At 72.3% G+C, this 26,219-nt stretch carries 21 protein-coding genes; 7 read left to right on the top strand and 14 right to left on the bottom strand.

The genetic code is table 11. The annotated features are described in order from the left end of the window. Window positions 1–145: 145 nt before the first annotated feature. Complete coding sequence (locus tag B9S64_RS20835) at window positions 146–1,135, top strand: sigma-70 family RNA polymerase sigma factor (RefSeq protein ID WP_103489034.1); 990 nt, start codon at window positions 146–148, stop codon at window positions 1,133–1,135. Between the two features lie 43 nt (window positions 1,136–1,178). On the opposite strand, the gene B9S64_RS20830 is transcribed toward B9S64_RS20835, so the two are convergent. After that, window positions 1,179–1,487 carry an STAS domain-containing protein gene (locus tag B9S64_RS20830; RefSeq protein ID WP_103489035.1) on the bottom strand — a complete coding sequence of 103 codons (309 nt, stop codon included), beginning with the start codon at window positions 1,485–1,487 and terminating at the stop codon, window positions 1,179–1,181. Window positions 1,488–1,758: 271 nt separating this feature from the next. Here B9S64_RS20830 and B9S64_RS20825 point away from each other — a divergent pair, with 271 nt between their 5' ends. Further along, window positions 1,759–5,037 carry a S8 family serine peptidase gene (locus tag B9S64_RS20825; RefSeq protein WP_181012135.1) on the top strand — a complete coding sequence of 1,093 codons (3,279 nt, stop codon included), beginning with the start codon at window positions 1,759–1,761 and terminating at the stop codon, window positions 5,035–5,037. A gap of 65 nt (window positions 5,038–5,102) precedes the next feature. Here B9S64_RS20825 and B9S64_RS20820 read toward each other — a convergent pair whose 3' ends face one another. The 8 genes from B9S64_RS20820 to B9S64_RS20785 all read right to left on the bottom strand — a co-directional run bounded on the left by B9S64_RS20820 (window position 5,103) and on the right by B9S64_RS20785 (window position 14,389). After that, complete coding sequence (locus B9S64_RS20820; RefSeq protein WP_103489037.1) at window positions 5,103–6,380, bottom strand: thymidine phosphorylase; 1,278 nt, start codon at window positions 6,378–6,380, stop codon at window positions 5,103–5,105. Between the two features lie 144 nt (window positions 6,381–6,524). Next, a complete protein-coding gene (locus tag B9S64_RS20815) occupies window positions 6,525–6,938 on the bottom strand; it encodes a cytidine deaminase (protein ID WP_103489038.1) in 414 nt (137 codons plus the stop codon). Beyond that, entirely contained in the window at window positions 6,935–8,200 is a 1,266-nt protein-coding gene (locus B9S64_RS20810) for an ABC transporter permease (RefSeq protein ID WP_103489039.1), read from the bottom strand. The genes B9S64_RS20815 and B9S64_RS20810 overlap by 4 nt, the downstream gene beginning before the upstream one ends. Further along, window positions 8,197–9,315, bottom strand: coding sequence for an ABC transporter permease (locus tag B9S64_RS20805; protein ID WP_028439112.1), 1,119 nt, complete (start codon window positions 9,313–9,315; stop codon window positions 8,197–8,199). The genes B9S64_RS20810 and B9S64_RS20805 overlap by 4 nt, the downstream gene beginning before the upstream one ends. Further along, complete coding sequence (locus B9S64_RS20800) at window positions 9,315–10,898, bottom strand: ABC transporter ATP-binding protein (RefSeq protein ID WP_103489054.1); 1,584 nt, start codon at window positions 10,896–10,898, stop codon at window positions 9,315–9,317. The genes B9S64_RS20805 and B9S64_RS20800 overlap by 1 nt, the downstream gene beginning before the upstream one ends. A 302-nt stretch (window positions 10,899–11,200) precedes the next feature. After that, a complete protein-coding gene (locus B9S64_RS20795; protein ID WP_103489040.1) occupies window positions 11,201–12,259 on the bottom strand; it encodes a BMP family protein in 1,059 nt (352 codons plus the stop codon). A 141-nt stretch (window positions 12,260–12,400) separates the two neighbouring features. Beyond that, entirely contained in the window at window positions 12,401–13,612 is a 1,212-nt protein-coding gene (locus tag B9S64_RS20790) for an amidohydrolase (RefSeq protein WP_374936028.1), read from the bottom strand. Window positions 13,613–13,804: 192 nt separating this feature from the next. Further along, the gene (locus B9S64_RS20785; RefSeq protein WP_103489042.1) at window positions 13,805–14,389 is read right to left on the bottom strand and encodes a TetR/AcrR family transcriptional regulator; all 585 of its coding nucleotides are present in this window, start codon (window positions 14,387–14,389) and stop codon (window positions 13,805–13,807) included. 162 nt (window positions 14,390–14,551) lie between these two features. Here B9S64_RS20785 and B9S64_RS20780 point away from each other — a divergent pair, with 162 nt between their 5' ends. Beyond that, on the top strand, window positions 14,552–15,352 hold the full coding sequence (locus B9S64_RS20780; protein WP_103489043.1) for an SDR family NAD(P)-dependent oxidoreductase: 801 nt from the start codon (window positions 14,552–14,554) through the stop codon (window positions 15,350–15,352). Window positions 15,353–15,406: 54 nt separating this feature from the next. Here B9S64_RS20780 and B9S64_RS20775 read toward each other — a convergent pair whose 3' ends face one another. After that, window positions 15,407–16,222 (bottom strand): hypothetical protein, encoded by an 816-nt coding sequence (locus B9S64_RS20775; protein WP_103489044.1) that lies wholly within the window; start codon window positions 16,220–16,222, stop codon window positions 15,407–15,409. Between the two features lie 123 nt (window positions 16,223–16,345). On the opposite strand from B9S64_RS20775, the gene B9S64_RS20770 reads away from it, so the two are divergent. Together B9S64_RS20770 and B9S64_RS20765 are read left to right on the top strand one after the other, a co-directional pair. Next, window positions 16,346–18,097, top strand: a complete 1,752-nt coding sequence (locus B9S64_RS20770; RefSeq protein WP_103489045.1) for a serine/threonine-protein kinase — start codon at window positions 16,346–16,348, stop codon at window positions 18,095–18,097. A 125-nt stretch (window positions 18,098–18,222) separates the two neighbouring features. Next, entirely contained in the window at window positions 18,223–18,882 is a 660-nt protein-coding gene (locus tag B9S64_RS20765) for a hypothetical protein (protein WP_103489046.1), read from the top strand. A gap of 80 nt (window positions 18,883–18,962) precedes the next feature. Here the strand turns inward: B9S64_RS20765 and B9S64_RS20760 are convergent, their stop codons facing one another. Genes B9S64_RS20760 through B9S64_RS20745 form a run of 4 tightly spaced genes read right to left on the bottom strand, consistent with a single transcriptional unit; the run spans window position 18,963 to window position 23,643 of the window. Next, window positions 18,963–20,006, bottom strand: coding sequence for a hypothetical protein (locus B9S64_RS20760; RefSeq protein WP_103489047.1), 1,044 nt, complete (start codon window positions 20,004–20,006; stop codon window positions 18,963–18,965). 11 nt (window positions 20,007–20,017) lie between these two features. Beyond that, window positions 20,018–20,953 carry an N-acetylneuraminate synthase family protein gene (locus tag B9S64_RS20755; RefSeq protein WP_028439121.1) on the bottom strand — a complete coding sequence of 312 codons (936 nt, stop codon included), beginning with the start codon at window positions 20,951–20,953 and terminating at the stop codon, window positions 20,018–20,020. 12 nt (window positions 20,954–20,965) lie between these two features. After that, window positions 20,966–22,234: an acylneuraminate cytidylyltransferase gene (locus B9S64_RS20750; protein ID WP_103489048.1), complete on the bottom strand. Its 1,269-nt coding sequence runs from the start codon at window positions 22,232–22,234 to the stop codon at window positions 20,966–20,968. A 20-nt stretch (window positions 22,235–22,254) separates the two neighbouring features. Then, window positions 22,255–23,643 carry a DUF6716 putative glycosyltransferase gene (locus tag B9S64_RS20745; protein WP_103489049.1) on the bottom strand — a complete coding sequence of 463 codons (1,389 nt, stop codon included), beginning with the start codon at window positions 23,641–23,643 and terminating at the stop codon, window positions 22,255–22,257. Between the two features lie 208 nt (window positions 23,644–23,851). Here B9S64_RS20745 and B9S64_RS20740 point away from each other — a divergent pair, with 208 nt between their 5' ends. Further along, entirely contained in the window at window positions 23,852–24,835 is a 984-nt protein-coding gene (locus B9S64_RS20740) for a glycosyltransferase family 2 protein (RefSeq protein ID WP_103489055.1), read from the top strand. Beyond that, window positions 24,832–26,190, top strand: coding sequence for a polysialyltransferase family glycosyltransferase (locus tag B9S64_RS20735; RefSeq protein ID WP_103505298.1), 1,359 nt, complete (start codon window positions 24,832–24,834; stop codon window positions 26,188–26,190). Before B9S64_RS20740 ends, B9S64_RS20735 begins: the two co-directional genes overlap by 4 nt. Window positions 26,191–26,219: the final 29 nt, after the last annotated feature.

Below are 26,219 nucleotides of genomic sequence, written 5' to 3'. Positions count from 1 at the left end.
CCTGGCCTGTCGCCTCCCCTGCCTCCCCGCGACCGCGTGCACCGCCTGACCTGCGGTTTGTCCGCTTCCCGCCCCGGTTGTCAGTGCCCTGGGGTAGCTTCCGGAGTGCTGGATGAGCGGTGTCACGGCGCAACAGGGGTGAGCGATGGGTGAGCAGGCGGCAGCGGCGACGGCGGGGATCGACAGTCGTCTGGAGGGGCACCGGGTCGAGCTGACCGGTTACTGCTACCGGATGCTCGGCTCGGCCTTCGAGGCGGAGGACGCGGTCCAGGACACGATGGTGCGCGCCTGGCGTAACTTCGACTCCTTCGAGGGCCGTTCGTCCCTGCGCTCCTGGCTCTACCGCATCGCCACGAACGTCTGCCTGGACATGCTGAAGGCGGGCAACAAGCGGGCCAGGCCGGTGGACCTCACCGGCCCGACCCCGCTGGCGCAGGCGGCGCTCAACCCGCTTCCGGAGAACACCTGGCTGGAGCCGATACCGGACGGCCGTGTCCTGCCGTCGGTGGCCGACCCGGCGGAGGCCGCCGTGGCCCGCGAGTCGGTGCGCCTGGCGTTCGTCGCGGCGCTCCAGCACCTCCCGCCCAAGCAGCGCGCGGTGCTGATCCTGCGCGAGGTGCTGGCCTGGAAGGCGAGCGAGGTCGCCCAGCTGCTCGACACCACGGTCGCCTCGGTCAACAGCGCGTTGCAGCGGGCCAGGGCGACGCTCGCCGACACGGACCGTTCGGCGCCGGAATCGGCGAACCCGCTGGACGAGGAGCAGCGCAAGCTCCTGGACCGCTACGTGGCCGCCTTCGAGGGGTACGACATGGCGGCGCTGACGGCACTGCTCCACGAGGACGCGGTGATGACCATGCCGCCGTTCGACCTCTGGCTCCAGGGGCACGCCGACATCACGGGCTTCATGCTCAGCATCGGCGCGGGCTGCGCGGGTTCCCGGCTGGTGGCGACCGAGGCCAACGGCTCCCCGGCGTTCGCGCACTACAAGCCGGATCCGGACGGTCCGGGGTTCGTGCCGTGGGCGGTGCAGATCATCGACGTCTCCGGCGGTGCCATCACCGGTATGCACTGTTTCCTGGACACTCCGCGCTGGTTCCCCCTGTTCGGGCTCCCGGACCATCTGGACGCGGGCTGAGGCCGCCCGGCCGGTGACCGAGGCGGTCCGGCCGGGCGGCCGGTCAGGGCGGGTCCACGCGGACGTGCCCCAGCACCTCGGCCAGACCCACCAGGGCGAGCAGGGACCGGAGTCCGGCGGGGGCGTCGCGCAGCCGCAGCACGACGCCCCCGGCCCGGCGGGCGACGAGCGCGAGCCGGGCCACCGCCTCGACCAGGGCCAGGTCCGGATCCGTCACACCGCCGACGTCGCAGTCCACGACGGTGGTCCCGGGCACGGTCAGCAGCGCCTCCAGTTCGGCACAGAGCCCCGGCACATCGGCACGGGTGACGCGTCCGGTCAGGACGAGGGCCTTCGGGTTCGTGGCTTCCACACCCCCACAGACCGGTGGGGCGGCCGAAACTCATCGGTGGCACCCGCCGCGTCCCAGGTGGCGACGTCCGTTTCCCGTCATCCCGACGCTGTCGCACGGTTGTTGACAACCTGCTGACCTCCGAAGCTCTCTCCCTGGGTGAACCCTGGGCACATCCGTCACGCGGAGCCCGGGACCGAACGATTCTCCAGGGGGAGAGTTGCGCAGACACGTCAAGAGCGCCTACGCATCCGTGGTCGCCGCGGCGACCGCCGTGGCACTCGCGGCCGGGATGACCGCCCCGGCCGCCGCCGCCGACACCGTGGACGCCCGGTCGAGGGCGCCCGAGGCCGCCGTCCGGCACCACATCACACTGATCACCGGTGACCGGGTGACCGTGGACGCCAAGGGGCGCCCGGTGGGCTTCGAGCCCGCCCGGGGCCGTGCACACATACCCGTCCAACGACAGACGTTCGGCGGGCACACCTATGTCGTACCGGCCGACGCGCACCGGCTGGTCGCGGCCGGGAAGCTCGACCGGCGGCTGTTCGACACGACCGAGCTGAGCCGTCCCGAGTACCGCAGGTCCCAGCAGAAGGGGCTCCGGCTGATCGTCGGCTACCGGGGCGCGGCCGCCCCGGCCGCGAAGGCCGAGGTCCGCAACGCCGGGGGCACCAAGGTCGGCCGGACACTCACCTCACTGAACGCCGAGTCCCTGACCACGCCGAAGAGCGACGCCGCCGAGATCTGGGAGGCGCTCACCGCCCCGGCCGGAGGCCAGGCGCAGCGCACCACGGCCGCGGGTATCGACCGTGTCTGGCTGGACGGTGTGCGCCGGGCCGACCTGGACAGGAGCGTGCCGCAGATCGGGGCGCCCACGGTCTGGAAGTCGGGCTACACCGGCAAGGGCGTCACCATCGCCGTGCTGGACACCGGTGTGGACGCCACCCATCCCGACCTCAAGGGTCAGATCGCCGGCGAGCGGAACTTCTCCGCCGCACGGGACGCCGTGGACCGGTACGGGCACGGCACACACGTCGCGTCCATCGCCGCCGGCCGGGGCGTCAAGTCGGCCGGGAAGTTCAAGGGGGTGGCCCCCGACGCCCGGCTGCTCAACGGCAAGGTGCTGGACGACGACGGCTTCGGCGACGACTCCGGCATCCTGGCCGGCATGGAGTGGGCGGTCGCCCAGGGCGCCGACATCGTCAACCTGAGCCTGGGAGGCGGCGACACCCCGGAGACCGACCCGCTGGAGGCGGCGGTCGACAAGCTCTCCGCCGAGAAGGGCGTCCTGTTCGCGATAGCGGCGGGCAACGAGGGCTCCGGAGCCGGTACGGTCTCCTCGCCCGGCAGCGCCGACGCGGCGCTGACCGTGGGCGCCGTGGACCACCAGGACGCGCTGGCGGACTTCTCCAGCCGTGGACCGCGCGTCGGTGACGGCGCGGTCAAGCCCGACGTCACGGCCCCGGGCGTGGACATCACGGCCGCCGCGGCCCCCGGCTCGGTCATCGACCAGGAGGTCGGCCAGAACCCGGCCGGCTACCTCACCATCTCGGGTACGTCGATGGCGACCCCGCACGTCGCCGGCGCCGCCGCACTGCTCAAGCAGCAGCACCCCACCTGGACGTACACCGAGCTGAAGGGGGCGCTCACCGCGTCCGCCGAGCCGGGCGCGTACAGCCCCTTCGAGCAGGGGACCGGGCGGATCGCGGTGGACCGGGCGGCGGGGCAGAGCGTCGTCGCCGATCCGGTGTCCGTGAGCTTCGGAGTGCGGCAGTGGCCGCACACCGACGACACCCCGGTCACCGAGAAGGTGGCCTACCGCAACCTCGGTGACCAGGACGTCACCCTGTCGCTGAAGGTGGCGGCGACCGGACCGGACGGCAAGCCCGCCCCGGACGGCTTCTTCACCCTCGGCGCCTCCCAGGTCACCGTTCCGGCGGGTGGCCGGGCCGAGGTGCCGCTGACCGCGGACACCCGGCTCGGTGGCACGGTGGACGGCACGTACGTGGCGTACGTGGTGGCGAGCGGGGGCGGGCAGAGCGTCCGGACCGCGGCGGCCGTCGACCGCGAGGTCGAGTCGTACGACGTGACCGTCACGCTCACCGGCCGGGACGGCGGGCCCGTGGACGGCAGCACCCGGCTCATCGGCCTCTCCGAGAAGGTCGCGGACGTGTGGGTGGACCGGGAGAGCACGAAGGGCACCGCGACCATGCGCGTCCCCGCGGGCACCTATGTGCTCGACGGCAGCGTGGTCGAGGACCCGGAGGCCGAGGGCGGACCGGTCGACTGGCTCTCCGCGCCAAAGCTGGAGGTCACCAAGGACCTCGGCGTCGCCTTCGACACCCGCCTGACGAAGCGGACACGCATCACCGTGCCCGGTGGGGCGAAGCCGGCTCTGGCCTCGGCGGACTACGAGGTGGGCTCCGGCGACTACGGCGTCGGCCTCGGCTGGTGGCTGGACTCGTTCGACCAGCTGCGCACGGCGCACGTGGGCCCGGCGGTCACCGACGGTTCCCTCTCGCAGTACTGGGCGGGCAGTTGGGCCAAGGGCTCCTCCACCCAGTACGACGCGGCGCTCGGCGGCCAGGTCCAGCGGCTCGCGACCGGCTACACCCGTGCGCTGGCGGCCGACCGGTTCGCCCGGGTCCAGGTCGGCATGGGCGCCTCGGCGTCCGGCAAGACGGGTGCCCTCACGGTCTGGGGCACGGTCCCCGGCATGGGCGGCGCCAGCGCCACGGAGATCCCGCAGAAGCTGCCGGGCGTCCGCACGCTGTACGTCTCGGCGGCCGACAAGGCGAGGTACTCGATCGACTTCGCGCAGATCGGCGGGGCCGACGAGGACGGCTGGCCGGTGTACGAGGCGCAGTACTCCCTCGGTGACGAGCGGGCGTACAAGGCCGGCTCGACGTACCGGAAGACCGTCAACACGGCCGTGTTCGGGCCGCTGCTGGGCGAGGACTTCGGGCTCTACCACGACGAACAGGGCATCTGGGGCTATCTCCCGGTCCTGGCCGACGGCTCGGGCAACGCGGGTTCGTCCCTCTACTCCTCGGCGAAGACGGTGCTGTACCGCAACGGCAAGCAGGTCGGCCGGAGCGACGACCCGCTGACCGGCACGGCCGAGCCGTTCGCCGTGCCCGCGGGCACCGCCGACTACCGGCTGACGACCTCGGTACGCCGCGGTGCCTCGGTCGGCGGCGTGTCGAGCCGCGTCGACGCCGAGTGGACCTTCCGGTCGGGCAGGCCGTTCGGTTCGGGCAAGAAGCTCCCGGCCTCCACGGTGCGCTTCACCCCCGAGGTCTCCCTCGGCTCCACGGTCCCGGCCGGCTCCACGGCGAAGGTGCCGGTGCGGGTGCAGGGTCCGGCCGCCGGGAAGAACCTCAAGTCCCTCACGGTGTGGGTGAGTCACGACTCCGGCAAGACCTGGAAGAAGGTCTCGGTGAAGTCGGGCCGGATCTCGGTGAAGAACCCCGCGAAGGGTAAGTCGGTCTCCTTCAAGGCCCAGGTCACGGACAAGAGGGGCAACACGTCGAAGCTGACCGTCTTCGACGCCTACCGGGGCAAGTAGCCCCCGACGACGCGAACGGCCTGCCGGAACCCGTGTCCCGGCAGGCCGTTCGTGCTCCCCGTACGTCAGGCGATGCGCTCCCGCACGACCGGCGTGGCGGTGAACGGCGTGCCGCCCGGGGCGATGTCGTACGAGCCGGGCAGCGCCTGGAGCGCGTACGCGAACTTCTCCGGGGTGTCCGTGTGCAGGGTCAGCAGGGGCTGCCCCTCGGTCACGATGTCACCGGGCTTGGCGTGCAGTTCGACGCCCGCGCCCGCCTGCACCGGGTCCTCCTTGCGGGCCCGGCCGGCGCCGAGGCGCCAGGCGGCGACGCCGACGTCGTAGGCGTCCAGGCGGGTCAGCACCCCGGAGGAGGGCGCGGTGATCACGTGCTGCTCGCGGGCGACGGGCAGCGCGGCGTCCGGGTCACCGCCCTGGGCGGAGATCATGCGGCGCCACACGTCCATGGCGGAGCCGTCGGCGAGGGCCTTCTCCGGGTCGGCGTCCTTGAGCCCGGCGGCGTCCAGCATCTCGCGGGCGAGTGCGAGGGTCAGCTCGACGACGTCCTTGGGGCCGCCGCCCGCCAGCACCTCGACGGACTCGCGTACCTCCAGGGCGTTGCCCGCGGTGAGGCCGAGCGGGGTGGACATGTCGGTGAGCAGGGCGACGGTCCGCACCCCGCTGTCGGTGCCCAGCGCGACCATGGTGGAGGCCAGTTCGCGGGCGTCCTCGATGGTCTTCATGAAGGCGCCGGAGCCGACCTTGACGTCCAGGACGAGCGCACCGGTGCCCTCGGCGATCTTCTTGGACATGATCGAGCTGGCGATGAGCGGGATCGCCTCGACGGTCCCGGTGACGTCGCGGAGCGCGTAGAGCTTCTTGTCGGCGGGGGCGAGCCCGTCGCCCGCCGCGCAGATCACGGCGCCGGTGGTGTCCAGGACGTCCAGCATCTCGGCGTTGGACAGCAGGGCCCGCCAGCCGGGGATCGACTCCAGCTTGTCGAGGGTGCCGCCGGTGTGGCCGAGGCCCCGGCCGCTGAGCTGCGGTACGGCGGCACCGCAGGCGGCGACCAGCGGGGCGAGCGGCAGGGTGATCTTGTCGCCGACGCCCCCGGTGGAGTGCTTGTCGGTGGTGGGGCGGGACAGCGTGCCGAAGCTCATCCGCTCGCCGGAGGCGATCATCGCGGCGGTCCAGCGGGCGATCTCGGTGCGGTTCATGCCGTTCAGCAGGATCGCCATGGCCAGCGCGGACATCTGCTCGTCGGCGACCTCGCCGCGGGTGTAGGCGTCGATCACCCAGTCGATCTGCTCGGGGCTGAGTTCGCCTCGGTCCCGCTTGGTGCGGATGACGGAGATGGCGTCCATGTCCTGGGAGTCCTTCCGGCCGGGTGCGTACGCACGAGTCCCCTGTGGCTCTACGCGCATAGAGATGAATGGATCACCGGGCGCCCGTGACGGGGCCGGCGCGGGTGCCGGGGCCATCGGTCGATCCGGTGGCCCCGGCGGACGTCAGCGGAGGTGCTGGGGCCCGAACGCCTGCGGCAGCATCGCGTCGAGCGTACGGAAGCCGTCGGGGGTCTCCAGGACCAGATCCGGTCCCCCGAACTCGTACAGCAGTTGACGGCACCGCCCGCACGGGACGAGGGGCGCGCCCTCGCCGTCCACGCAGACGAAGTGGGTCAGCCGGCCGCCGCCCGTGGCCGCGAGCTGGGAGACCAGCCCGCACTCGGCGCACAGGCCCACGCCGTAACTGGCGTTCTCGACGTTGCAGCCGACCACGGTGCGGCCGTCGTCGGCCAGCGCGGCGACACCGACCCTGTAACCCGAGTACGGGGCGTACGCCCGGGACATGGCCTCCCGGGCGGCCGTGCGCAGGGCGTCCCAGTCGACGTCCCGGCCGGCCGCCGCCGCGTCCCCGGTCATTTGCCCTCGCCCTTGCGGTACGGCACGCCGTCCGCCTTCGGCATGCGCAATCGCTGGGCGGACAGGGCGAGTACCAGCAGCGTGGTGACGTACGGGGCGGCGTCCACGAACTGGCTGGGCACCTGGTCGGTCAGCGCGTACCAGACGAACAGCAGCGCCGAGACGGCCGCCGAGATCACCGCGGCGAGGTACTTCTTCCGGTACAGCTGCCAGAACACGACGATCACCAGCAGGATCGCCAGGAGCAGCAGCATCGCGTGGACGTTCTCGGCACCGCCGCGCAGCTTGAGGCTGTCGGTGAAGCCGAACAGGCCCGCGCCCAGCGCCATGCCGCCCGGCATCCAGTTGCCGAAGATCATCGCGGCGAGACCGATGTAGCCGCGGCCGCCGGTCTGGCCCTCCTGGTAGATCCCGGTCGCCACGACCGCGAGGAACGCTCCGCCGAGTCCGGCCAGCCCGCCCGAGATGGTCACGGCGATGTACTTGTACTTGTAGACGTTGACCCCGAGGGTCTCGGCGGCCACCGGGCTCTCCCCGCAGGAGCGGAGCCGCAGCCCGAACGCGGTGCGCCAGAGCACCCACCAGGTGACGGGGATGAGCAGCAGGGCCACGACGGTGAGCAGCGAGAGGCCCGTGAACAGACCGCCGATGATCCCGGCGAGGTCGGAGACGAAGAACCAGTGCCGTTGTTGGAGGTCCTGCATCCAGTCCGACAGCCCTGGGATGGTGATCTTGTCGATCGGGTCGATGCGCGGGGACTGCTTGGAGGAGCCGCCGGGCGCGTCGGCGAAGGTGAAGTTGGAGAGGTAGCGGGTGAGGCCGACGGCGAGGATGTTGATCGCCACACCGGAGACGATGTGGTTCACGCCGAAGGTGACCGTGATGACCGCGTGCAGCAGCCCGCCGAGCGCGCCGCCGATGATGCCGAAGAGGACGCCCATCCAGGGGCCCCACTGGAATCCGGCCCAGGCACCGAACCAGGTGCCGAGGACCATCATTCCTTCGAGCCCGATGTTGACGACACCGGCCCGCTCGGCCCACAGGCCGCCGAGTCCGGCCAGGCCGATCGGGACGGCGAGTTCGAGGGCGCCGTGCACCTGGCCGACGGAGGTCACGTCGTCCGCGCCGCTGATGAGGCGGACCAGCGAGACCAGGGCCAGCGCCCCGGCGATGATCAGGAGGACGACGGGCAGGGAGAGCCTGCGCCGTCCACCGCCCTTCGGGGTGGCGACGCGAGCGGCGGAGACTTTGCTGGTGCTCACAGGGCCGCCTCCTTCTCGGTGGTGAGGGCGTGGCCGGCGGCGAGTTCCTCGCCGACCTTCTGCTGCTGCCGGCGGGTTCCGTAGCGCCGGACCAGTTCGTAGCTGACGACCACGGAGATCACGATGAGGCCCTGCATGATCGTGGCGATCTCCTTCTCGTACCCGAACTGGTCGAGCGAGGAGGACGCCTTGTCGAGGAAGGCGATCAGCAGGGCGCTCAGCGCGATGCCGAGCGGGTTGTTCCGGCCGAGCAGGGCGATGGTGATGCCGGTGAAGCCGATACCGGTGGGGAAGTCGAGGCTGTAGGTGTGGGTGTCGCCCAGCAGCGTGGGCATCCCGGCGAGACCGGCGACGGCGCCGGAGATGAGCATCGAGGTGAGGACCATCTTCTTGGCGTCCACACCGGAGGCCTGGGCGGCGCTCTCGCTGGCACCCGTGGCGCGCAGGTCGAAGCCGAACCGGGTGCGGTTCAGGACGAACCAGTAGACGAGGCCGCAGCCCGCGGCGACGAAGGTGAATCCGTAGATCTCGCCTGCTTCGGCGCTCAGCGAGACGCCGGGGAACCAGCCCGACTCGGGGATGTCGCCCGTGGTCAGGTTGTTGGAACCGGCGGCCTGGTCACCGAAGTTCTTCGGCAGGATCAGCCAGGCGATCAGCGAGGTCGCGATGGAGTTGAGCATGATCGTCGCGACGACCTCGCTCACCCCGCGGGTGGTCTTGAGGAAGCCCGCGATACCGGCCCAGAAGGCTCCGACCAGCATCGCCACGATGACGATGAGCAGGATGTGGAGCGGTCCGGGCAGATCGACGCTGGCGCCGACCAGGGCGGCCATCATCGCGGCGAGGCGGTACTGCCCGTCGACCCCGATGTTGAAGAGGTTCATCCGGAAGCCGATCGCGACCGCGAGGGCGGCGAGGTAGTACGTACCGGCCTGGTTGATGATCAGCACCTGGATGTCGGCGTACGACGCCTGCTCGAACATCAACCGGTACGGCTCGAACGGGTTACGCCCCGAGGCGAGCAGCACCAGGGTGGTGAGCGCGAACGCGACGACCAGGGCGAGTACCGGGCCGGCGAAGCCCAGGATCATCCGGTCCTTGTCGAATTTCTTCATCAGGCCTCGTCCTCCGGTGCTGCTTCGAGGTGACCGGCGGCGGCGCCGGTCATGGCCGAGCCCAGTTCCTCGGGGGTGATGGTGGCGGGGTCGGCGTCCGCGACCAGCTTTCCCCGGTACATGACGCGCAGGGTGTCGGAGAGCCCGATGAGCTCGTCCAGGTCCGCGGAGATGAGCAGGACGGCGAGCCCTTCGCGGCGGGCGTCACGGATCTGGTCCCAGATCTGCGCCTGCGCGCCGACGTCCACGCCGCGGGTGGGGTGGGCGGCGATCAGCAGCTTGGGGTGGTGGCTCATCTCGCGGCCGACGATCAGCTTCTGCTGGTTGCCGCCGGACAGCGAGGCCGCGGTGACCTCGATACCGGGGGTGCGGACGTCGTACTCGCGCACGATCCGCTCGGTGTCGGCGCGGGCCGCCTTGGGGTCGAGCAGGAAGCCGCGGCTGTTGGGCTTCTCCGTGACGTGGCCGAGGATGCGGTTCTCCCACAGCGGGGCCTCCAGCAGCACGCCGTGCCGGTGGCGGTCCTCGGGGATGTAGCCGATGCCGTCCTCGCGCCGCTTGCGGGTGGGCGCGTGCGAGATGTCCGCGCCGTCCAGGGTGAGGACTCCGGCGTCCGGGGTCCGCATCCCGACGAGGGCCTCGATGAGCTCGGTCTGGCCGTTGCCCTCGACGCCCGCGATACCGAGGACCTCGCCCTTGTGGATGGTGAAGCCGACGTCGGCCAGCACGTCGCGGACGACGCCGTCCGGGTCCGTCGCGCCGAGCGAGAGCCCCTGGACGCGCAGCATCGGCACATCCGTCACCGTGGACTCACGGGTCTCGGGCGAGGGCAGTTCGCTGCCGACCATCAGCTCCGCGAGCTGCTTGGTCGTGGTGTTCGCCGGGTCGGCGGTGCCCACCGTCGTACCGCGGCGGATCACCGTGATCTCGTCCGCGACGGACAGCACCTCGCCGAGCTTGTGCGAGATGAAGATGACGGTGAGGCCCTCGGCCTTCAGCTCCCGGAGGTTCGCGAAGAGCGCGTCGACCTCCTGCGGGACCAGCACGGCGGTCGGCTCGTCCAGGATGAGGATGCGGGCGCCGCGGTAGAGGACCTTGAGGATCTCCACGCGCTGGCGGTCGGCGACCCCGAGGTCCTCGACGAGCGCGTCGGGCCTGACACCGAGGCCGTACGCGTCGGAGATCTCCTTGATCTTCCTGCGCGCGGCGCCGCCGATGCCGTGCAGTTTCTCGCCGCCCAGGACGACGTTCTCCAGGACGGTGAAGTTGTCGGCGAGCATGAAGTGCTGGTGCACCATGCCGATGCCGCGCGCGATGGCGTCACCCGGGTTGTTGAACGAGACCTGCTCGCCGTCCACCGCGATGGTGCCCTCGTCCGGCTTCTGCATGCCGTAAAGGATCTTCATCAGCGTGGACTTGCCGGCACCGTTCTCTCCCACCAGGGCGTGGACCGTGCCCTTGCGGACGGTGATCCCGATGTCGTGGTTGGCGACGACTCCGGGGAAACGCTTGGTGATGCCGTGCAGTTCTACGGCAGGGGGACTGCTGGACGCGTTGATGACGCACTCTCCTTGGCCGGACAGGAGCGGGGGCACAGGGGCAGAGGGGCGGGGTGAAGTTATCGCGCCTGAGGGCTGTCTACACGCGTAGCGCTGCCGAATCGTAAAGCTCAGGGCCACCACCGGGGTCCGGGACCAGGGGCCGGGACCGTCAGGAGCGGGGGCACTGCGAAGGGCACAACTTCTTCGGTGACTCTCGGAGTTCCGGATACTTCGGTATTTCTCCGGTAGCTCTCGGTGGTCCTTCGACGAGCACCCCACGGGCCCGGAGCGACGCTCGGCGCGCACTCCGGGCCCACGGGAAACCAGCCGATCGACCGGAACCGTTACGGGGTGGACTTGACGGTGATCGTGCCGTCGATGATTTCCTTCTTCGCCTTGTCCACGGCGGCGATGACCTCGGTCATCTTGGTGAAGGCCGGGTTGGACATCGCCAGGCCGACGCCGTCCTTGTCGAGGCCGTAACGGACCTCGCCGGACTCGGGCTTGCCGTCCTTGACGGACTTGATCAGGTTGAAGACGGAGTCCTCGACGTCCTTGGTGACCGACGTCAGGATCGACTCCTTGTAGGCCGAGAGGCCTTCCTGCTTGTACTGGTCGGAGTCGACGCCGATGTTCCACTTGCCGGCCTTGGAGACGGCCTCTATGGCACCGGAACCGGCCAGACCGGCGGCCGAGTAGACCACGTCGGCGCCCTTGTCGAGCTGGCCCTGGGCGGCGGCCTTGCCGAGGTCCGGCTTGGAGAAGCCGTCGAAGTTCGGCGGCTGCGTGAGGTACTGCGGGACGACCTTGACCTTCGGGTCGGTGTCCGCGACGCCCTGCACGAAGCCGGCCTCGAACTTCTTGATCAGCGGGGTCTCGACACCGCCGATGAAGCCGACCGTCTTGGTCTTGGTGACCTTGGCGGCGGCGACACCCGCGAGGTAGGAGCCCTGCTCCTCGTTGAAGACGATGTTGGCGATGTTGTCGCCGGTCACCGAGGCGTCGTCGATGATGCCGAAGGTGATCTTCGGGAACTTCGGCGCGACCTTCTTGATGGCGGGCGCGTACGCGAAGCCGACGCCGATGACCGGGTTGTTGCCGGCGCGGGCCAGCGCGGTGAGGCGCTGGACCTTGTCGGCGTCCGACTCGCCGTCGGAGGGCTCGGCCTCGGTGCCCTTGGCATCGAGTTCCTTCTGGGCGCGGACCAGACCCGCGTAAGCGGCGTCGTTGAACGACTGGTCCCCGCGGCCACCGATGTCGTAGGCGATGGCCGTCTTGCCGCCCTTGGAGTCGGACGAGGTGTCCGACGAGGACGAGGACGACGTCTCGCCACACGCGGTGACGCTGAGTGCGAGCGCCGCGGACATGACGCCCACGGTGGCAATCCTGGTGATCCGGCGCAAGGGAAGGCTCCTTCAAACCTGACCGAAGCGCCTCTTCCGGCGCTGGTTTCGCCGCGATCGTAACGCGCGTAGATGTCAGATAATGACCTGTACGGAAGCCGTTATCGGATCGTCGCGAACAGAAGGTGTCCCGGCGGCTTCCTAACGGTTGACGTCGAGCAGCGCCGAGGCCGTGAACAGCTCCACACCGACCGTGATCGCCTCCTCGTCGACGTCGAAGTTGCCCCGGTGCAGGTCCAGACCGCGGGTGTCCCCGGGGGCGCGCACACCGAGCCTGGCCATGGCACCGGGAACCTTCTCCAGGTACCAGGAGAAGTCCTCCCCGCCGAGGCTCTGCTCGGTGTCCTCGATCGCGTACGAACCCCGGCGGATCGTCATGGCGGCGTCCAGCAGGCCGATCGACTCGGCCTCGTTGACCACGGGCGGGACGCCCCGGATGTAGTCGATCACCGTCTTGGCCCGGTACATTCCGGCCACCTCGTCGATGGCCGCGTGGACCAGGTCGGGCGCCTGCCGCCAGCTCTCCAGGTCCAGGCAGCGGACCGTCCCGGACAGTTCGGCGTGCTGCGGGATGACGTTGGGGGCGTGCCCGGTCTGCAACCGGCCCCAGGTGACGGCGAGCCCCGACCGGGCGTCCATACGGCGGGCGAGCAGCGCGGGTACGTCGGTGGCGACCCGGGCGGCGGCGGTGACCAGGTCGGTGGTCAGGTGGGGCCGGGCGGTGTGGCCGCCGGGCCCGTCGAGGGAGACCTCCAGCCGGTCGCAGGCGGAGGTGATCGGCCCGATCCGGAGCCCGATCTTCCCGACGTCCACCTTGGGGTCGCAGTGCACCCCGATGATCCGGCCGACCCCGTCCAGCACCCCGGCCGCCACCGCGTCGGTGGCCCCGCCGGGCAGCACCTCCTCGGCGGGCTGGAACAGCAGCCGCACGGGACGCGGCAGCAGCCCCTGCCGGGCCAGCCCGGCGAGGACCAGCCCGGCGCCCAGGACGCAGGTGGTGTGGACGTCGTGCCCGCAGGCGTGCGCCCGGTCGGGCACGGTGGAGCGGTAGGGGACGCCCGCCTTGGTGTCCGGGATCGGCAGCGCGTCGATGTCCGCCCGCAACGCCAGCATCGGCGTCACCCCGTCCCGCTCCCCCACGTCGCAGATCAGCCCCGTCCCCCCGGGCAGCACCTCCGGCGCGAGCCCCGCCTTCTCCAGCCGGGCCTTGACTGCGGCGGTGGTGCGGAACTCCTGGTTGCCCAGCTCGGGGTGCATGTGAAGGTCGCGGCGGAAGGCGATGAGCTCGGCACGCAGGTCGTCGGGGAGGGTGCCGGGCAGCGCGGCCTCGGCGCGGGATGTGCGGGACTTCAACTGGTTCACCCAGTGAAGGGTAGGGCCCCCGACCCCTCAACTGGCCACAGATCAACAAAAGTTCAGCCGCTCAGGCGAACAAGAACGGGCGTCGCGGCGTGTGCGGGCCGTTACGGATGGGTACACTCCCGGGTTTTCGCCGCTTTCCGCCCGCAGGGCGTTCCCCGGCGCGCGACCTGGTTCCGGGGCGCCTCAGGGGTCGATGAGCCTCTGCACGGCGTCCCCGTACCGGGCGACGAGGACCTGCGGTCCGGCGGCGAGGAGCACCGGGTCCCGCACCACGTGCACGCTGGTGAGCAGCCCGCCGAGTTGGGCGGCGACCAGATGCGCCCGCACCTCGGCGTCACCGCCGGTCAGCCGCCGTACGAGCGGCCGGGCGAACACCTCGTCGATCGTGGCGCGCAGATTGCGCCGCACCTCGTCGCGGTCCGAGGCGCGGAACAGGGCCGCGAGGGCGGTGACGGCCAGGGCGCCCGTCCGGGTCGAGGGCAGGCACACGACGTGCTCCACGATCGCCCGGCCCATGCCGTCGAGCGGGCCCTGCATGACCTGGATCGCGGGCAGGTCGACCGTCATGGTCTCCAGGAACAGCCGCTCCTTGGACCCGAAGTGCCGGATGACCAGCGCGGCGTCCACGCCCGCGCGCGCGGCCACGGCGCGGATGCCGACGGCGTCGAAGCCGGCCTCCCCGAACAGCTCACGCGCCGCGTCGAAGATCGCACTCCGGGTCACCGCCGCGGGCTGCCGCGGCTTGGCGGCGGATGGGCGCGTACTCATCGCGGACAGTCTCCTCGGTCGTTCCCGGTCGGCGGGCCAGGTAAGTCATCATAGATGACTTACGCTTGTCATCAATGTTGACAAAGGCTGCGCGCATGCGGGAGCCCGCGAGAAGACGGGGCCCCGTGAGGACGCGGGCCGGAACGATCGGAGGACGGACCGATGGACCGATTGAAGGACAAGGTGGCGGTCATCACGGGCGCGGGCAGCGGTATCGGCCGGGCGGCGGCCCGGCTCATGAGCGCGCAGGGCGCGCGCGTGCTGGTCGCGGACCACGACACCGCCGCGGCCGAGGAGACCGCCCGGACGGTCGTGGAGGCGGGCGGCGAGGCCCTGCCGTGGGCGGTGGACGTCATGGACGACACCTCCGTGGGCGACATGGTCGAGGCGGCGGTGCGCGGGTTCGGACGGCTGGACGTCCTCTGCAACCACGTCGGCGGCACGAACCCGCGCAAGGACCTGGACCTGCTGCGTCTGGACATGGACGAGTTCGGGCGGGCCGTGGACCTGAACGTCCGCTCCACCCTGACGGGGTCCCGGTACGCCGTTCCGCACATGATCCGGACGGGAGGCGGCTCGATCATCAACACCGCGTCCGTGGCCGGACTGGTGGGTGACGTCCTCCAGATCTCCTACGGGGCGGTCAAGGCGGCGGTCGTCAACATCACGAAGTCCGTCGCGGTCCAGTACGGCCCCCAGGGCATCCGCTGCAACGCGGTGGCGCCGGGCACGATCATGACCCCGGCCCTGCGGGACAACCTCCCGGCCGAGGTGATCGAGGCGCTGAAGGGTTACAACTCGCTGCCCTACCTGGGCGCCCCGGAGGACATCGGCCACACCATGGTCTTCCTGGCCTCCGACGAGTCCCGCTATCTCACGGGCCAACTGCTGGTGGTGGACGGGGGCATGACGAGCCAGTCACCGGCCGTCCCGGGCCGCCGGGCGATGCTGCCCACGGAGTAGGGGCCGTCAGGGCGGGCGGAGCCTCGCGCGGAGACCGCTGACGTACGCGAAGCGTCAGTACGCCCCGATCGACCAGAAGACGCCCACCTCGTCGTCGCCCACCGCGATCACCCCCAGGTCCTCGTGGAGGTCGAGGCCGTCGAGGTACGCGGAGGTCAGGAAGGTGTGGGACGCGGTGCCGTGGAGGCCCGCCGCGAGGAAGTCCGGGGCCGGGTCCGAGGCGGCGGCCGTCGCGTTGGTCCAGTGACGCGCACCCGGCCCGTACCGGTCGAGCAGGGTCCGGGCGTCCGCGAGCACGCCCTCCCGGTCCGGACGGGAGCGGACGGGGGCCGGCTCCCCCTGCCACTCCTCGGCCATGACGGCGAGCGCGGCGACCGCCGCTTCCGCCTCCAGCGGGTACAGGCGGCCGCGTAGCTCCGACGGCCCGGGAGGGTCGAAGGGGTACGCGGGCACCTCGTGGCGGGCCGCGCCGTCGCGATCCCCGTCCAGCCGGACCCACCCCCGGGGATCGGCGACCGACCGGTGCAGCACGGCGTCGACGTCGTACGCCCAGTCCTCGTGACGACGGGGGCCGGTGGCCACGAAGGTGTACGGGTCTTCGAGCAGCCTCAGCACCGCCGCGTTCCAGGGACAGCGACGGGAGCGGTATTCGGTCAGGAGGCCCCCGACCTGGCGGGTGAAGGCGTCCCCCGGCTCGCGCGGGATGCGCCGAAGCCGGTCGAGGGCCCAGCGGACGAGCTCGCCGCCTTCTTCCGGAGCACGGCGGAACGGCTCCCGCCGGTACGGGACTTCCCGCCCGCCCCACAGCGCCTCCAGGTGTGCGTCGAGGAGGTCCAGGGCGGCCTGCTCGGCAGGCGGGGGCAGGGGCATCGCGCCACTGTAGGCCGTCCCTCGCGAGCCGTCCCGGCGCGCGGGCGTCGCGGCAGGCCGCGCCCCCGCTCCGCTTAGGCTGCTTCCACTGGCCAACGCATCACTGTGGGGGGAACAGGGCTGATGAGCCATCCGACGAGGGACTTCCAGCCACTCCAGGACGACGATCCGCCCGTGGTCGCGGGCTACCGGTTCGCCGCGCGGCTGGGCGCCGGCGGCATGGGCCGGGTGTATCTGTCGCACACGCGGGGCGGCCGCCCCGTGGCGATCAAGGTCGTGCGGCCGGAACTGGCCGACGACCCGGGCTTCCGGCGGCGGTTCGGACGGGAGATCGAGGCGGCCCGCCGGGTCCGGGGTGCGTACACCGCCGAGCTGATCGACGCCGACGCGGACGGCGTACCACCGTGGCTGGCCACCCTGTACGTGCCGGGGCCGTCGCTGACGGAGGCGGTGGCCCGGCGCGGGCCGTTGCCCGTGCCCGCGGTGCTGTGGCTGATGGCGGGGGTGGCCGAGGCGTTGCAGGCCATCCATGCCGAGGGCATCGTGCACCGGGACCTGAAACCGTCGAACGTGCTCCTGGCCGCCGACGGCCCCCGGGTGATCGACTTCGGTATCGCGCTCGCCGGTGACGCGACCTCGTACACGGCCACCGGGGACACCATCGGCACGCCCTTCTACATGGCCCCTGAACAGGCGTCAGGGGATGAGGTCACGGCGGCGGCCGATGTCTTCGCGCTCGGCCAGACGGCGGCGTTCGCGGTGCTCGGCAGGCCGCTCTACGGCGACGGCCCGGCCGTCAACGTGCTGTACCGGATCGTGCACTCCGAGCCCGACCTGTCCGTGCTGCCCGAGTCGCTGCGCCCGTTGTTCGCCCGGTGCCTGGCCGCCGACCCGGCGGAGCGGATCACCCCGGCGGAGGTCGTGGAGTGGTGCCGGCAACGGCTGGGGGCGGAGGCGGGCGGGGGGCCCGCGGTGTGGAAGGAGATCACCGGGCCGGAGGCCGAGCGTCCGGTTCCGGCGCCGATACCCGAGCCGACCCTGACCCCGACCCTCCCCCACCAGCAGGCGCACGAGCACGCTCCCGTTCATCCGCAGCCGCTCTTCGGCCGGCCACAGCCGACACCGCCGCCGTCGCCGTCGCCGTCGCCGGAAGAGCGCAGGGCCCGCAGGCGGCGCACCGCGCTGCTCACGGCCGCCGGTGTGACAGGAGGCGCGCTGCTGGTCGTGGCACTGGCGTGGTCGGTCATGGAGGCGAAGGGACTGCTCGACGACCGGATCACGGCCGGCTCCGGGCCCTCCGCGTCGGGAACCAGCGCACAGCCCTCGGCATCCGGACCGGGGTCCTCCTCGGGCTCTGACTCTTCCTCGGAGGCATCGGACACCTCGGAGACGTCGGACTCGTCCGGGGCCGGGTCCGGTTCCGACGGTGACCCCGCGTCCGGGGACGCCGACACCGCCTCCTCGGAGAAGTCCTCCCCTGATCCACGGCCGGAGGGCTTCACCCTGGTGTCACTGGACGCGGACAACTCGCTGAGCCTCAAGAGTGCCGACCCGAAGCGGACGAACCGCAAGGGTGACATCCACTTCGACTGCACGTCGGGCGACTGCCAACTGAAGAGTGACACCACCGTGTTCGTGCAGATATTCGGCTCACAGGGCACCACTCTGGACGAGTGCCGTCTCATGCTCAGGAGCGCCAAGAAAGCGGAGCGCACCAGCCTGTCCCTGGCCGCGTCCGCCGCCGGCACCGAGATCTGCATGCAGGACACCGAGGGCAACATCGGTCTGTACACCATCCAGACGAAGTCGACGGCGGTGCCTGAACTCGGCTTTCTGCAAGGGGACCTGACGGTCTGGCGGGACGCGGCCCGGTAGCCGACCGGCCCGTACCGGCCGAGCGGGGTCCGGGCGTCCGCGCGCACCACCTCCCGGTCCGGACGGGAGCGGACGGGGGCGGGCTCCCCGTCTTCCGTGCGGGACCGCGTCGTTAGACTCCCGGCATGGCGAAGCGTGCTGTGCGGCGGCGGGCGCGGAAGGTTCTGGGTGAGGACCCGGTGGCCGTGGTGTGGTGCGAGGTGGCCAGGCCGATTCCCGTACCGCCCAAGGATGTTCACCGGGCGGCGGGCAACGGCCGCCTGAAGTCGAGGCACCACTGGCTGCTGTACGTCCTGGGCACCCTGTTCTTCTTCGTGGTGGTCCCGCTGATGCTCATCGAGAAGGTGCCCCGGCTGCTGGAGCCGGGACGCAACCGGGGCCGGTCACGGTCCTCCTCCGCGTCCCGGGGCTCCCGGGGCACCCCCGCACGGGACGGGGACGAGCCCGGCGGAGGGGTCTTCGACGGTGACTGGCACCTGGCGGCGGGGCAGGCGCTGCTGCGCTGGTACGGGCACTCGCCCAGCCCCAAGCGCCTGGTGATGCTGACCCGGGACCGCGTCTGTGTGGCCGCCTCCCCCCGCCGGAGGCTGTCACCGACCAGGGCGGACGACTTCCGGATCGTGGCGGAGTACCCGTCTGCCGAGGTCCGGGTCGAGGGCGAGGCCGGCCAGCCACGCGGGTTCGCCACCTTCCGGTTCCGCTTCGCCGACGGTTCCTGGCTGGAGGTCGGCCGACTCGCCGAGCCCGACGACGCGGACCACTTCCTCCGCACGATCGACGGCTGAGAAGAGCACCGGGGCCGTGCGCGGGCCGCACGCGGCGTGCGTGCGGCGCGGACACCCGCCGGGGAGGGCACCCTCCCGCCTCATCCCTCCGTCACCGCCGTCACCCGCCAGGGTGCCAGCCGCTGCACGTCCCGGGCCGTCTCCGTGACCCCGCTCAGGAATCCCTGCGCACGCGGGGAGGCCGTGTCCCGGAGCCATTCCGGGGCTATGTCGCACACCGCGACCTTCACGCCCGTGCCCGCCAGGGCCAGGGGCAGGGTGTGGACCACCGTGGACGGGAAGCTCAGCACCGTGTGGCCGATCGGGCCCCGGCGGGCGATGAGTTCCAGCGGGAGGTCCGGGCGGACGATCTCCAGGCCGGTGGCGGCCTCCAGGGCGTGGAGCTTGTGCGCGGACTCGCGGCGGTGGGCGAAGTAGCGGGTCGCCCCGTGCGTGCGGGCCAGGGTGGCCACCGCCTCCTCGTACGGGACGGGGTCTATGACGCCCGTCTCCACCAGGGACGTACCGACCAGGTCGGCGCCCTTGGTGAGGGACGGCGGGCCGAACCGGGCCCGGGTCCAGGCGAAGGTGTTGGCCGTGACCTCGACGCCCTCGGGCGCCTCGACCGGCATCGCCGTGAACACCTCGACCGTACGCTTCGCCGACGGGACGAAGCTGCGGCGGGCGGCGGCGGTGACCGGGGCCAGGAGCAGGTCGCGCGGGCCCCGGCTGCCCCGCCGGTGCCAGCGCACCAGGCTTTCGCCACGCACCAGTTGGGCGACGAACTCCATGGTGGCCGTGCCGTCGTCCACCACGGTGGTCCGGCGGGGGCGGACCAGTGAGAGCAGCAGTTGCACGTACCGGGAGAACGGGTCCCCGATGACGATGCGGTCCGCCTGGCGGATCAGTCCCGTCAGCGCCCGCAGGGCCTTGAGAGGCGCGCCGGTCTCCCCGCGCGCCTCCTGCCAGCGGACCGTGGCGCCCTCGTCGCGGGCCAGCTCCGCCATCCTGCGCAGCTGACCGCGCGACATCGGGTCGACCGGGGGGAGGACGACGACGACCGTGCTGTCGTGTTCTCCCCGGGTGTGGGTCCACTCCAGGACGTTCAGGAGCTGGACCGGGCTCTCGACGAAGGCGAGGTTCACCGGTCGGCCCGTCAGACCGCGACCGGCTCGGCGGCCGGCGCGCTCTCGTTCTCGGCGACGACGCCCGTGACCCGGCGGAGCTTCTTCATCGGGCCGAGCTCCGACTCGTAGACCTTCTTGACGCCGTCACCGAGGGAGGCCTCGATGGTGCGGATGTCGCGGACCAGGCGCGTCAGGCCCTGCGGCTCCACGGAGGCGGCCTGGTCGGAGCCCCACATGGCGCGGTCCAGGGTGATGTGGCGCTCCACGAAGGTGGCGCCGAGGGCGACGGCGGCCAGCGTGGTCTGGAGGCCGGTCTCGTGGCCGCTGTAGCCGATCGGGACGTTCGGGTACTCCTGCTGGAGGGTGTTGATGACCCGCAGGTTCAGCTCCTCGGCCTTGGCCGGGTAGGTGGACGTGGCGTGGCACAGCAGGATGTTGTCGCTGCCCAGCACCTCGACCGCGTGCCGGATCTGGCGCGGCGTGGACATGCCGGTGGAGAGGATGACCGTACGGCCGGTGGCGCGCAGTTCGCGCAGCAGCTCGTCGTCGGTGAGGGAGGCGGAGGCCACCTTGTGGGCGGGGACGTCGAACTTCTCCAGGAAGGCGACGGCCTCGGTGTCCCACGGGGAGGCGAACCAGTCGATGCCGCGCGCGGCGCAGTGCTCGGAGATGGCGGTGTACTCGGCCTCGCCGAACTCCACGCGGTGGCGGTAGTCGATGTACGTCATCCGGCCCCAGGGGGTGTCGCGCTCGATGTCCCACTGGTCGCGCGGGGTGCAGATCTCCGGGGTGCGCTTCTGGAACTTGACGGCGTCGCAGCCGGCTTCGGCGGCCACGTCGATCAGCGCGAGGGCGTTGTCGAGGTCGCCGTTGTGGTTGATGCCGATCTCGCCCGTGACGTAGACGGGGTGGCCGGGGCCGGCGGTACGGGTGCCGAGGGTGCGCAGGCGGGAGGTGCGGGTCATGGTGGTGCTTCCTTACTGGGTGGGGGTGGTGACAGGGGTCGGTTCGGAGTCGGTGAGGGTGGGCCCCAGCAGCCAGGCCGCGATCTCGCGGACGGCGCCGGAGCCGCCGGGTGTGGTCGTGACGGCGCGCGCGGCGGCGCGTACCGAGTCGTGGGCGCTCGCGACGGCGACGGGCCAGCCCGCGAGGCCGAAGCAGGGCAGGTCGTTGACGTCGTTGCCGACGTAGAGGACCCGGCCGGGGTCGACGGACTGCTCCTCGCACCACTGCTTGAGCGCCAGGTCCTTGCGGTCGATGCCGTGCAGGACGGGGACGCGGAGCTTGTGGGCGCGGGCGGCGACGACCGGGTTCCGCTCGGTGGACAGGATCAGCAGCGGTACGCCGGCCTTGCGCAGGGCGGCGATGCCGAGACCGTCCCCGCGGTGCACGGCGACCGTCTCCCGGCCGTCGGAGTCGATGAGGACGCGGTCGTCGGTCTGGGTGCCGTCGAAGTCGAGCACGACGGCGTCCACGTCCGCGCGGGTCGGCAGCGGTGACGGGTCCAGGAGCGGAGCCAGGGCGCGGGCGCGGGCCAGGTCGTGCGGATCGTCTATCTCCAGCACCCGGGCCGGGTCGGTCGGCACGAGCGCGGTGTGGCCGAAGAAGCGGTGGCGGTGGGTGCGGAAGCCGGTGACGTCCATGGCGTACGCGGCGCCGGTCTCCAGGAAGTCCTGCGGGCGGTCCTGGCGCCGGGGGCGTACGGCCTTGTCGTGGTTGACGCCGTAGGTGTCGTCCTCGACCGCGCTGCCGTCGCGCCACAGGAAGCCGTGGAAGGGGGCGACGGTGACGGCGGTGTCGGCTCCGTCGCGGGCGACGGCGCGGGCGACGCCGTCGATGTCCTCGCGGGTCAGGAAGGGGCTGGTGCACTGGACGAGGAGGACCACGTCGGCGGTGCGGCCGTGGCGCAGCGCCTCGTAGGCGTCCAGGGCGTGCAGGACGGCCGCCTCGCTGGTCGCGGTGTCGCCGGCGATCGCGGCGGGACGGGCGACGCAGTGCAGCCGTCCGGACTCCCCCAGGGCGTCGGCGGCGGCGCGGGCCGCCTCGGCGATGTCCGGGTCGTCGGTGGTGACGACGACGTCGGTGACCTCGGCGGAGGCGAGGCAGGCGCGGACCGCGCGGGCCACCAGGGGGACGCCGCCGACCTGGGCGAGGTTCTTGGCGGGTACGCCCTTGGATCCGCCGCGTGCGGGGATCACGGCGAGCACGGCGGGTGCGGCCGGGGACGGCGTCGGTGGCGGGGTCATGGATGCTCCTGAGGTGGTGGTCACAGCTCGCCCATCCGGCGGATCACGGGGGCGACGCGCTGGACGCCGTGCCGGTAGGCGCCGCGTGCCGCGTTGCGGACGGTCTCGCGTACCGCTCCCCTGACCCGGCCGGGCTCCCTCGGCGCCACGGCGCCGGGCAGCGGGTGGCCGTCCGGGGCCAGTTGGTGGCGGGCGAGGATGCCGGGGAGGTAGCCGGGGGCCGAGGCGGGTGTGTAGTACGGCGCGAGGGCGGGCAGCGCGTCGGCCGCGAGGAGGGTGGAGACCCGGGCGCGGGCGGTGTCGTAGGCGGAGGCGTACGAGCCGTCCGCGGCGACGCCCTGGCCGGCCAGCCACGTGGCGTCGGGCCGTGGCAGGTGTCCGTCGTCCAGCCGGTCCCAGGAGGTGATCAGCCCGGACCCGACGAAGTGGTGGTTGCCGAGGGTCTCGCGTACGCCGAGGTCGGAGAGGACGGCCGTCGGGACGCGCCGGTGCAGGGACTCCAGGGCGGCCGTCGAGGAGACGGTGACCAGCAGGTCGGTGCGGTCCAGGACCTCGCCCATGTGCCCGTACACCAGGCGGAGGTTGGGGGGAAGCCCGCCCGGGAGGCGTTCCGCGAGGCGCTGGTAGGGCAGTTCCTCGATGTGGGTGGTGTGCTCGCCCGGCTTGGAGCGCAGCTTGAGCAGCACCTCGCGGTCCGGGTGCAGCCGGGCGTGCTCGACGAGCCTGCGCAGCAGGTACGTACGGTCGGCGCGGGAGGCCGGCACGGAGGGCTGGGCGGCGAAGACGACGGTGGTGCGGCCCTCCTCGGGGCGGTGGGGCTCCCCGCCGAGGAACGGCAGCGCGGCCTCGGTGACGGCCGACGCGTCGGCGCCGACCCCCTCGTACACCGCCCGGAAACGCTCCGCGTCGTGGCGGGAGTTGGCGAGGACGACGTCCGCGCCGTGCCGCAGCAGGAGCCCGTCCGCGAGCTTCTCGTAGACGACGCCCACGTATCCGGTGACGACGACGGGCCTGCGGGGCAGCCGCAGCGCGGCCAGGCCGTGCAGCATCGCCTGGACGGCGCCGCCGACGAGGGCGAGTACGAGGACGTCGTACCCCTCGTCGCGTACGGCGTGCAGGAACTCGACCGCGGTCACCTCGCGCACCCGGCCGGTGTCCACACCGACGTCACCGACCTCGGCGAGCTGCCGGGGGGTGGGCGTGGCCCGGCCGCGCAGCAGCAGTCCGTCGATCTCGACCGGACGGGCCCCGTCGCCCGTCCCGGCGCCCGGGGCGGTCAGGCGGCGCGCGGTGAGCGCGCCCCACTTCCACCGGGTGTCGGAGTCGGCGAGGACGGCGGCCCTGAGCGCCGGGCGGGCGGCTGGTGCGGTGTCGGCCGGATCAGCCGTGTCACTGGTACGTGGAGGCACGTCCTAGAAGCTAGGAAGGCATTCCGAGGAGCGGCCCAACGAGGGGGCAACAGATGGTTAACAGCCCGCCGACGCTTGGCCAACCGGCCCGCGCGGCCGCCCCGCGGGGAGCGGATCCGCACCGGTTCACCGGGGTGCCGCACGTCGTTCACCCGCCGGACCCCCGCAGGAAAGGGCGGGTGCCGGACCCGCCCCTACCGTGGCGCGGGTGGTCAAGCTCTCCGTCATCGTGCCGTTCTACAACGTTCTGGCGTACGCCCCCGACACCCTGCGAAGTCTGCGCGCCAACGCGCGCGAGGACATCGAGTTCATCCTCGTCGACGACTGTTCGACCGACGGGACCGGGGAACTCCTGCGCCGCGCCCAGGACGGCGTCGAGGGGGCGGTGCTGCTCGTGCACGAGGAGAACCGCGGGCTGGCGACCGCCCGTAACACCGGGCTGGACGCGGCGCGCGGTGAGTACATCGCCTTCCTGGACGGCGACGACTGGCTGGTGCCCGGCCACTACGCCCGGCTGCTCACCGAGACGGAACGCCTGGGCTGCTCGTTCGTCCGCACGGACCATGTGCGGGTCACCGGGAGGACCCGCACGGTGCGGCGCGTCCCGCACGGCCCGCGGGGCGTGGTGAGCGCGCCCCGGGACGCGATCCTGCCCGCCCACCGGACGACCTCGGTGGACTACGCGTTCGCCTGGGCCGGTCTTTATCACCGCGAACTGCTGGACCGGGGGCTGCTGCACTTCACCGACGGGCTGCGGACCGCCGAGGACCGGCCGTGGATCTGGCGTCTGCACCGGGAGGCGGAGTCCTTCGCGGTGCTGGGGACGCTGGGCCACTTCTACCGGCGGGGGGTCCCCTCCTCCCTCACGCAGATCGGTGACGTGCGCCAGCTCGACTTCCTCCGCGCGTTCGACCAGGTCGTCGAGGAGACCGCGGCGGACCGCGACGCGGAGACCCTGCTGCCGAAGGCGGTACGCACCTACTGCGCCGTGCTGGCCCACCACCTGGGCGACATCGGCAAGTTCGAACCGCAGGCGGCCCGTTCGCTGAAGTCGCTCGGCGCCGCGGCGCTCAGGCGGCTGCCGCGGCCGGTGCTGGACGAGGCGCTGGACGCCATGGACGTACGGCGGGCCGCCCCGCTGCGCAGACTGCGCCGGCGCCCGGCCGCCGCGAAGGAGACGGCCGCCCCGTGACCACGCTGATCCTCGCCGCCTCGACGCTCCGGGCCGTGGCCGTGCTCGCGGCCGCCGCCGACTCCGGCTGTTTCGAGGGCTCCGGCCGCCGCGTCCTGCTGCTCACCGGTACCGCGCCCGTACCGGAGGCCGTGCCCCCGGTCTCCGCCGTGCCGGGCTTCGACGGGCTGCGGGCCCGCTTCGACGACGTCGTCTCCTGGAACGAGGCCATCGCCCCGCTCCACCCCGCCGACTGGGTTCCGCGCGCCGACGACGTACCCCTGTGGGAACGGCATCTGCGGAGGGCCTGGGGGCTCGCGGACGCACCCGTGGCGCTGGTGCTGGAATCCCTCACCACCGCTCCCGCCCAGGCCGTCGCGGACATCTTCACGGGTGCGCCGATCGACGCGTACACCGCGGGCCTCGACGCCTACGGCCCCACCGGCGGCAAGCTCCCCGCACTGACCGGGACCCGGGTCCGCCGGCTGCTGCACACCGACCCGCTGCCGGGCCTGCGCCCGCACCTGCTCGCGGAGTTCGGCGCGCGGCCGTGGGCGGTACCGGCGTCCGCCCTGGCCAAGGTGTACGCCGAACTCACTCCGAGCCCATCGGAGTTGACGGGTTCTCAGGCATCCGCTCTGCTGCTCGGCGAGGGCCTGGCCGAGGCGGGGCTCCTCCCGGCTTCCGAGGAGCGGGAGTTGCATCGGGCGATGGTGCGCGGGGTCGTCGCCTCCGGCTTCACCCGGCTGGTGTTCGCCCCGGATCCCGGCGCGGCCGTGCCGTGGGTCCACGAGCTGGCGGAGGAAGCGGCCCGACTGGGGGCCGAGTTGACCACGGGCCAGGGAGCGCCGTTCGGAACCTCCGTACTCCCGGAGGTCCTCATCGACCGTCTGCGTCCCGCCTTGGTCGTCGGCTGCGCGTCCCCCGTGCTGCTCACCGCCGCCTCCCTGTACGGGATCCCGGTGGCCGTCTCGGGCACCGGCACGCTCCTGAAGCGCCTCACCCCGTACGAGAACGGCGCCCGGACCGCGGTGACGCTCACCGATGCCCTGCTGCCCGACCTCGCCGACCCGGCCGCCGTGGCCTCCGGCCCGCCCGCCGTCGGGCCCGAGGCTGAGGGGGAGTTGGCGGACCTGCTGGCGGCGGTCGCGTTCGCGATGCGGCCCCGGGTGCGGCCCGATCTGCGTCCGGCGGCGGAGCGGTACCTCTCCAGCCGCCTGAACGGCCGCACCTGGCGCTACTTCACACGCCGCCGCCTGGCCTCGCTGGCCCTGCCCGGCGCGGTCCCGGCCCGCCTCGCGGCCGTCCGCCGCAACGCCACCGTACGCCGCCTGGCCCGCCGCGCCCGCGCGCTGAGCGGGGGCACGGGGGGCTGACCCGGACGGCCCGGCCCGAGCCGTCCCGC

Source organism: Streptomyces sp. SM18, assembly GCF_002910775.2.
GTDB classification, from domain to species: domain Bacteria; phylum Actinomycetota; class Actinomycetes; order Streptomycetales; family Streptomycetaceae; genus Streptomyces; species Streptomyces halstedii.
This window is presented reverse-complemented; position numbering and strand designations above follow the sequence as displayed.

What these genes read in the sequence shown, in the direction of transcription:
- B9S64_RS20835 (WP_103489034.1), top strand. Translation starts at nt 146, where the DNA reads ATGGGTGAGCAGGCGGCAGCGGCGACGGCGGGGATCGACAGTCGTCTG.
- B9S64_RS20825 (WP_181012135.1), top strand. Translation starts at nt 1,759, where the DNA reads ATGACCGCCCCGGCCGCCGCCGCCGACACCGTGGACGCCCGGTCGAGG.
- B9S64_RS20820 (WP_103489037.1), bottom strand. Translation starts at nt 6,380, where the DNA reads ATGGACGCCATCTCCGTCATCCGCACCAAGCGGGACCGAGGCGAACTC.
- B9S64_RS20815 (WP_103489038.1), bottom strand. Translation starts at nt 6,938, where the DNA reads ATGACCGGGGACGCGGCGGCGGCCGGCCGGGACGTCGACTGGGACGCC.
- B9S64_RS20805 (WP_028439112.1), bottom strand. Translation starts at nt 9,315, where the DNA reads ATGAAGAAATTCGACAAGGACCGGATGATCCTGGGCTTCGCCGGCCCG.
- B9S64_RS20785 (WP_103489042.1), bottom strand. Translation starts at nt 14,389, where the DNA reads ATGAGTACGCGCCCATCCGCCGCCAAGCCGCGGCAGCCCGCGGCGGTG.
- B9S64_RS20780 (WP_103489043.1), top strand. Translation starts at nt 14,552, where the DNA reads ATGGACCGATTGAAGGACAAGGTGGCGGTCATCACGGGCGCGGGCAGC.
- B9S64_RS20775 (WP_103489044.1), bottom strand. Translation starts at nt 16,222, where the DNA reads ATGCCCCTGCCCCCGCCTGCCGAGCAGGCCGCCCTGGACCTCCTCGAC.
- B9S64_RS20770 (WP_103489045.1), top strand. Translation starts at nt 16,346, where the DNA reads ATGAGCCATCCGACGAGGGACTTCCAGCCACTCCAGGACGACGATCCG.
- B9S64_RS20765 (WP_103489046.1), top strand. Translation starts at nt 18,223, where the DNA reads ATGGCGAAGCGTGCTGTGCGGCGGCGGGCGCGGAAGGTTCTGGGTGAG.
- B9S64_RS20755 (WP_028439121.1), bottom strand. Translation starts at nt 20,953, where the DNA reads ATGACCCGCACCTCCCGCCTGCGCACCCTCGGCACCCGTACCGCCGGC.
- B9S64_RS20750 (WP_103489048.1), bottom strand. Translation starts at nt 22,234, where the DNA reads ATGACCCCGCCACCGACGCCGTCCCCGGCCGCACCCGCCGTGCTCGCC.